Annotated in this window: 7 protein-coding genes and 1 riboswitch; of the genes, 6 read left to right on the forward strand and 1 reads right to left on the reverse strand. The window is 66.8% G+C overall.

Annotated elements, in window-relative coordinates:
* Nucleotides 1-3 precede the first annotated feature (3 nt).
* The 6 genes from AC14A7_RS04630 to AC14A7_RS04655 all read left to right on the forward strand — a co-directional run bounded on the left by AC14A7_RS04630 (nt 4) and on the right by AC14A7_RS04655 (nt 4,812).
* Entirely contained in the window at nt 4-1,044 is a 1,041-nt protein-coding gene (locus AC14A7_RS04630) for a YihY/virulence factor BrkB family protein (protein ID WP_484006715.1), read from the forward strand.
* Nucleotides 1,045-1,058: 14 nt separating this feature from the next.
* Complete coding sequence (locus tag AC14A7_RS04635; RefSeq protein ID WP_484006716.1) at nt 1,059-1,910, forward strand: exodeoxyribonuclease III; 852 nt, start codon at nt 1,059-1,061, stop codon at nt 1,908-1,910.
* A 26-nt stretch (nt 1,911-1,936) separates the two neighbouring features.
* A complete protein-coding gene (locus tag AC14A7_RS04640; protein ID WP_484006717.1) occupies nt 1,937-2,461 on the forward strand; it encodes a hypothetical protein in 525 nt (174 codons plus the stop codon).
* A 64-nt stretch (nt 2,462-2,525) separates the two neighbouring features.
* Nucleotides 2,526-3,533, forward strand: coding sequence for a tryptophan--tRNA ligase (trpS, locus tag AC14A7_RS04645; protein WP_484006718.1), 1,008 nt, complete (start codon nt 2,526-2,528; stop codon nt 3,531-3,533).
* Nucleotides 3,530-4,093 (forward strand): GNAT family N-acetyltransferase, encoded by a 564-nt coding sequence (locus AC14A7_RS04650; protein ID WP_484006719.1) that lies wholly within the window; start codon nt 3,530-3,532, stop codon nt 4,091-4,093. The genes trpS and AC14A7_RS04650 overlap by 4 nt, the downstream gene beginning before the upstream one ends.
* Complete coding sequence (locus AC14A7_RS04655) at nt 4,081-4,812, forward strand: HAD family hydrolase (RefSeq protein WP_484006720.1); 732 nt, start codon at nt 4,081-4,083, stop codon at nt 4,810-4,812. The genes AC14A7_RS04650 and AC14A7_RS04655 overlap by 13 nt, the downstream gene beginning before the upstream one ends.
* Before the next feature lie 191 nt (nt 4,813-5,003).
* Here the strand turns inward: AC14A7_RS04655 and AC14A7_RS04660 are convergent, their stop codons facing one another.
* Nucleotides 5,004-5,861 carry a DUF559 domain-containing protein gene (locus AC14A7_RS04660; RefSeq protein ID WP_484006721.1) on the reverse strand — a complete coding sequence of 286 codons (858 nt, stop codon included), beginning with the start codon at nt 5,859-5,861 and terminating at the stop codon, nt 5,004-5,006.
* 249 nt (nt 5,862-6,110) lie between these two features.
* A riboswitch (FMN riboswitch) is annotated at nt 6,111-6,257 on the forward strand.
* Nucleotides 6,258-6,262 lie beyond the last annotated feature (5 nt).

Genomic DNA, 6,262 nt, shown 5'->3' on the forward strand with positions numbered 1-6,262 from the left:
ATGATGGCCACGGATGCTGACGCTCGCCCCGCAAAGACGCCCTCGCCGTTCATAGCGAGGATCCAGGCGATCAGTGGCTGGATCCAGAAGCTGCGAGCCGTGCGGGTGCTCAAGAACTACACCGACAATCGCGGGCCGATCCTCGCGTCGGGCCTCGCCTACCAGGGTCTCTTCGCCGGCTTCGCAGCGCTCTGGGTGAGCTTCTCCGTCGCCGGTATCGTGCTCTCCGGCGACATCGTGCTGCGGGAGCAGATCGTCTCGGCGATCTCCGACGTCGTGCCTGGCCTCATCCAGGACGAGAACGGCGACGGGGCGATCGATCCGCAGGTGCTGCTCTCGGCCGGCTCCTTCACCTTCGCCGCCGTTATTGCCCTGATCGGCCTCCTCGTCACCGCGCTCGGCTGGCTCGACTCCGCACGCGCCTCGGTGCGCACCATCTTCAACCTGCCAAGCCCGAGAACGAACTTCCTGTTGCTGAAGCTCCTCGACCTCGCGGTCGGCGCGGGCTTCGGGCTGGCCGTGCTGGCATTCGTCGGCCTCTCCATCGCCTCGACCGAGGCATCGGGCTTCCTGCTCGGTCTCATCGACATGCGCGACTCCGACCTGGCGTTCGTGGTCGGCCGCATCGTCACCGCAGTTCTCATGTTCGGGCTCGGCATCGTCATCCTTGTCGCCCTCTACCGGTTCCTCTCCGGCATTCCCATCCCCTGGAGCAGGCTAGGCCACGGTGTGCTCATCGGCGCAGCGGGCCTGACCGCCCTCCAGCTGCTCGGAACGGTAGTCATCAGCGGGGCGAGCAACAATCCGCTCATCGCGCCCTTCGCGGTGATCGCCGGCCTCCTCATCCTGTTCAACGTCGGCTGCCAGGTGATCCTGATCGGGGCATCGTGGATCGCGGTGGACGTCGCCGACCGCGGCATCCTGCTCGACCCGGAGTCACGACAGCGCGCCATCGATGAAGCTCGCGAGGCGGCGGAGAAGGAGGATGCAGAGCGCAACCCCCGCGGCCTGCGCCGGCTGTTCCGGCGCCGTCGTACCTCGTAACTAGGATCGATCGCATGGCCAAACCGCTTCGCATCGCCTCTGTCAACGTCAACGGCGTGCGTGCCGCCTTCAAGAACGGCATGGCCGACTGGCTCCAGAAGCGCGACGTCGACATCCTCGCGCTGCAGGAGGTGCGGGCGACAACCGAGATCCTGCAGGAGCTGCTCGGGCCGGAATGGGATGTTCTCCATGACGCCGCCACCAAGAAGGGCTACGCCGGCGTCGCCCTTGCCTCGCGACGCAAGGCGAGCATCCACCGCGTCACGCTCGGCGCCGACGACTTCGACAGCGCGGGGCGCTGGCTCGAGGCGGACTATGAGATCGACGGCGGCGCCATTGTCACCGTGGTCAGCACCTACGTGCACTCCGGCAACGTCGACAAGCCGGAGTCGATGGTCGAGAAGTACAAGTTCCTCGATGCGATGACCGAGCGGCTGCCAGAGCTGCAGGCCCACAACCCGCTCGCCGTCGTCATGGGCGACCTCAATGTCGGGCACCGCGAGCTCGATATCAGGAACTGGAAGGGCAACCGCAAGAGCGCCGGCTTCCTCGACAAGGAGCGCGCCTACTTCGACCGCTTCTTCGGGCCAGCCGGCGAGCAGGTGACCGGTGTCGACGGCACAGTCGGCCCCGGACTCGGCTGGGTCGACGTCGGTCGCCGTTTCGCCGGCGAGGTCGACGGCCCCTACACCTGGTGGTCGGCCCGCGGCCAGGCATTCCCCAACGACACCGGATGGCGCATCGACTACCAGGTGGCGACGCCCGCCCTCGCCGAGAAGGCCTCCAGCTACACCGTCGACCGGGCTGCCTCGTACGAGGAGCGCTGGAGCGACCACGCGCCAGTAGTCGTCGACTACGCGCTCTAGAACGCCAGAACTGGCATGCTTGCCCCATGACCGACGCCAACGAGCGCGCTACACCGAGACGACGACTGGCGATAGTCATCGTGATCGTGATTATCGCTGTCGCGGCCGCGATCTCCCTCACGCTGTACAACGTGTCGGCCCAGCGCGCGGCCGATGAGCAGGCGGCGATCGCCGCCGAGCACCTGGTTGCCGAGCAGGGCTGTCGCGAACGCCTTCTGAGCTACGCAGCTGAATACGGTGCACTGATCGAGGTCGCCGGCGAGATGAGGGTGCGGTCGCTTGAGGAGTTCGCCCGCAGCCCTGACGCCCTGCTGTTCAGTGCAGACGGCACCGCCGTCATGAGCGTCGACACGAACTCCGCGGCGGACGTGGACCGCCTCGTTCTCGAGTACTCAGAACAGGAGGAGCTTCTGGCGCTAGACGGCATACACGCACTGGCAGTCAGCGGCACGATTGTGGTGAACGATGAGAGCCTGGCGGCGGTGTGCCTCGTGCAGCTCGAGGACGGGTCAATCGTGCAGCCGCCCGCCGTCTGGCTCGACATCTTCTAGGCTTCTAGTCGGCGAAGCGGGCCCTCGACGGGCTTGGCCCGTATTGGTCGATACCCTAGAGGGCATGAGCACCAAGCCCCGCCTGTTCTCCGGCATGCAGCCGAGCGCTGACTCCCTCCACATCGGCAACTACATCGGGGCTCTCCTGCAGTGGAAGGAGCTGCAGGTCACCCACGACGCCGTGTTCTGCGTCGTCGACCTCCACGCGATCACGGTTCCGCAGGATCCGGCCGCCCTCCGCGAGGCAACGCGGCGCACCGCGGCCCAGTACATCGCCGCCGGCATCGACCCCGACCACTCGATCCTGTTCGTGCAGTCGCACGTGACGGCGCACACCCAGCTGGCCTGGCTGCTCAACACGATCACCGGCTTCGGTGAGGCGAGCCGCATGATCCAGTTCAAGGAGAAGTCCCAGAAGCAGGGTGCCGACGGCACCAACGTCGGGTTGTTCACCTACCCGGTGCTGCAGGCGGCCGACATCCTGCTCTACGACGCGAACGTGGTTCCGGTCGGTGAGGACCAGCGGCAGCACATCGAGCTTACCCGCGACCTCGGCAACCGCTTCAACACGCGTTTCGGCGAGACCTTCCTGCTGCCCGAGGCGCAGATCCAGAAGGAGACGGCGAAGGTCTACGACCTGCAGGAGCCGGGCAACAAGATGAGCAAGTCGGCCTCGAACGAGAAGGGCGTGGTCTGGCTGCTCGAGGAGGCGTCGAAGAGCGCGAAGAAGATCATGTCGGCAACGACAGACAGCGACGGCTCGGTGCGATTCGACTCGGCACAGAAGCCGGGCATCTCCAACCTCCTGACCATCTACTCCGTGCTCTCTGGCCAGTCGATCGACTCGCTCGAGGCCGAGTACGCGGGCCGCGGCTACGGCGATTTCAAGAAGGGGCTCGCCGAGGTCGTCACCGGCACCTTCGGTCCGATCCGCGAGCGCGCCCTCGAGCTGCTCGACGATCCGGCAGAGCTCGACCGCATCCTCGCCCGCAATGCCGACCGCGCGGCAGAGATCGCCGACGCGACACTCGCGAAGGCCTTCGACCGCATGGGCTTCCTTCCACGCGCATGAGCACTCCCGTCATCCAGTCGGAGCGCCTGACGCTCGATGCGATCACGCCCGCCGACACGGATGCCGTTCTCGAGTTCTGCCGCGATGAGGAGCTGCAGCGCTACACCCGCATCCCCGTTCCGTACACGAGGTCGGACGCCGAGTACTTCACCGGACCGTACGCGAGCGATGCGGCGACCAGCTCGACGATTCGGCTGTGGGCGATCCGGGCGGCGGATACCGGCAGCGCGCTCGCCGGCACGATCGAGCTGCGCCTCCACTCGCCGGCGGTGGCAGAGCTCGGCTACTGGCTCGGCGCACCCCTGCGGGGGCGCCGCATCATGACTGAGGCGCTCGGCCTCGTCGTTGAGTACGCGTTCGGCGACCTCGGCCTCACCACACTGCGATGGGATGCGGTGGCCGGCAACCACGCATCGGGCCTCGTCGCCCAGCGCAACGGCTTCGCCTTCCTCGGCACCCGCCGCTCGCACCTCGCCATCCGCGACCGGCTGCACGACGCCTGGCTGGCGGAGCTCAACGCCGGTGACTCCCGCGAGCCTGTCGAGGGGTGGCCACTGTGACCGCAGCGCCCTCCGTCGTGCTGTTCGACCTCGACGACATGATCTTCGCCCACACCGCGGCGGTGCGCGCCGGAGTGGCCGCGCACCGCCATGCGGCAGGCGGTGCTATGGCCGCCGCCGACGAGGCGACCGAGTTCGCGCGCTGGACCGCGCTGGAGGAGCACCACTACCACCGCTACCTTCGCGGCGAGCTCGCCTACCTCGACATGCGGCGGGCACGCGCCCGCGGCTTCGTCGAGCCGTACGGCCTCGACCTCGGCGACGATGTCGTCGCCGATGAGTGGTTCGGCCGCTACCTCCACGAGTACGCCAAGGCCTGGCGACTGCACGACGACACCATCCCCATGCTCGACGCCCTTGCCGGCCGCCGGTTCGGCATCATCACGAACGCGGAGCTCGGGTTCCAGCTCGGCAAGCTCGACGCCCTCGCCGTCACGGGGCGCTTCGAGCACGTCATTGCGAGTGGGGATGTCGGTGCTGCCAAACCCGACGCACGCATCTTCGAGCACGCGGCATCCGTGTTCGGCGTGCCGGTGTCCGACTGCGTGTACGTCGGCGACCGCCTTCACACCGACGCGATCGGCGCAGCCAAGGCTGGCATGCGCGGCATCTGGATCGACCGGCCGAGGATCGCGACCCCGGAGGATCTGGCCGAGGCGGCGGCGCACGGGGTTGCCGTCATTCACTCACTCTCCGAACTGCCCGCGCTGCTCTCCTGACTGTTCGCAACTCAGGCACGCCCCACGGTCACGCGCACGCAACTCAGGCACTGAACGCATGATCGCGCTCAGCATCCGCCCGAATTCAGGGCTTTTCGAGCAGATCGGTCACGATCTGCCTGAATTGCGAACGACGCCAGAAGCGGGTTGCCTGAGTTGCGAACCGACGCCGGGGTGCCGGCGGTGAGGTGCTACTCGCGACGGCGGGCGGCAACTGCCCCGTGAATGGCACTCTCCACAATCCACCTCTGGTGCATCACCTGGAAATAGTTGAATCGCAGAACGGTGAATCCGAGCGCAGCCAGTGCAGCATCGCGAGCGTAGTCCCGGGCGAGCGATACCTGATCGTCGTGACCGAGGCGCCCGTCGGTCTCGATAACCACGCGCTCAGCGACAACGAGGTCGACCCGGCCGATACCAGCAAAGAACACCTGCGTGCGCACGCTGTACCCCAGATCGTCGGCGATGAGTCGAGTGATCGATTCCAGACCCGACTCACACCGACCGTCGACGCGACTGCGAAACAGCGGCTGACTGGAGAAGATGCGGTCAAGATCGCCAGTCGACACGAGTTGCTGGTTGAGCGCGCTGTCCACCGCGGCTATCGCAAGCTCCGATGGCTGACACGACACCATCTGAGCCAGCGCGTCGGCCAGCGACACGTGGCTGGCAGTGCCACCCGAGAGGGATGTCGACCAGTGCAGCACGCATCCATGGCGGTCGGTGTGATGGAGGGGTGCAAACCGGTCGAGCGGGTCCCGCATTCGGGATGCTTCGTGGCGCATGGCGACATGGAACCCGGCGTGCGGCCCGACCCACACACCGTAGTGCTGAGCAGCCGACGCGCAGCCGACCCTGCCGCCAATGCGAACCGCACGCTCCGTCGCGCGATCGAGGCCCGGCAGGGCGTACCAGCCTCGCCGCACACGTATGATCTCGCCGCGATGGACGGCAGCGGCCAGTCCGCGAACTGTGGCTCCAATGCGGAGGAGTTGCTGGCGCGTGGCGACCAGCTCTCCAGATAGGGAAATCGCGCGGGTGGGATGCATCCGGCGATACTGCCGCTCGAGATTGCTGCCGAGGCACCCGATGACCGATCTGTGCACTCGCCGGTAGTCCCACATCCTGTGCGCAATTCAGGCAACTCGACCTACGCGGCGCGCCGAGCCCCTTTAACCCCGGGGCTGTTCGCCCCTGTGCCGGCGCGCGTGCCTGAGTTGCGTACCGGGCACACTCGTCACGCGACGACGCGGGAATATCCGCGCCGTAGACGCGTTGGATACACTCGTACGAAGAAATACGTGCTCCGGGGTCGGTGAAATTCCGAACCGGCGGTTATAGTCCGCGACTCCCTGTTGAAGCTGACAGGGACTGACCTGGTGGAATTCCGGGACCGACGGTGATGACGACGCAGGTCGTTTAGTCCGGAAGGGAGGAAGCACGGTGCATC

The organism is Conyzicola sp. (genome assembly GCF_057073975.1).

Bases quoted from the DNA above. Each gene is read 5' to 3' on its own strand.
- trpS (WP_484006718.1), top strand. From the start codon at position 2,526: ATGAGCACCAAGCCCCGCCTGTTCTCCGGCATGCAGCCGAGCGCTGAC.
- AC14A7_RS04660 (WP_484006721.1), bottom strand. From the start codon at position 5,861: ATGCATCCCACCCGCGCGATTTCCCTATCTGGAGAGCTGGTCGCCACG.
- AC14A7_RS04630 (WP_484006715.1), top strand. From the start codon at position 4: ATGGCCACGGATGCTGACGCTCGCCCCGCAAAGACGCCCTCGCCGTTC.
- AC14A7_RS04650 (WP_484006719.1), top strand. From the start codon at position 3,530: ATGAGCACTCCCGTCATCCAGTCGGAGCGCCTGACGCTCGATGCGATC.
- AC14A7_RS04635 (WP_484006716.1), top strand. From the start codon at position 1,059: ATGGCCAAACCGCTTCGCATCGCCTCTGTCAACGTCAACGGCGTGCGT.
- AC14A7_RS04640 (WP_484006717.1), top strand. From the start codon at position 1,937: ATGACCGACGCCAACGAGCGCGCTACACCGAGACGACGACTGGCGATA.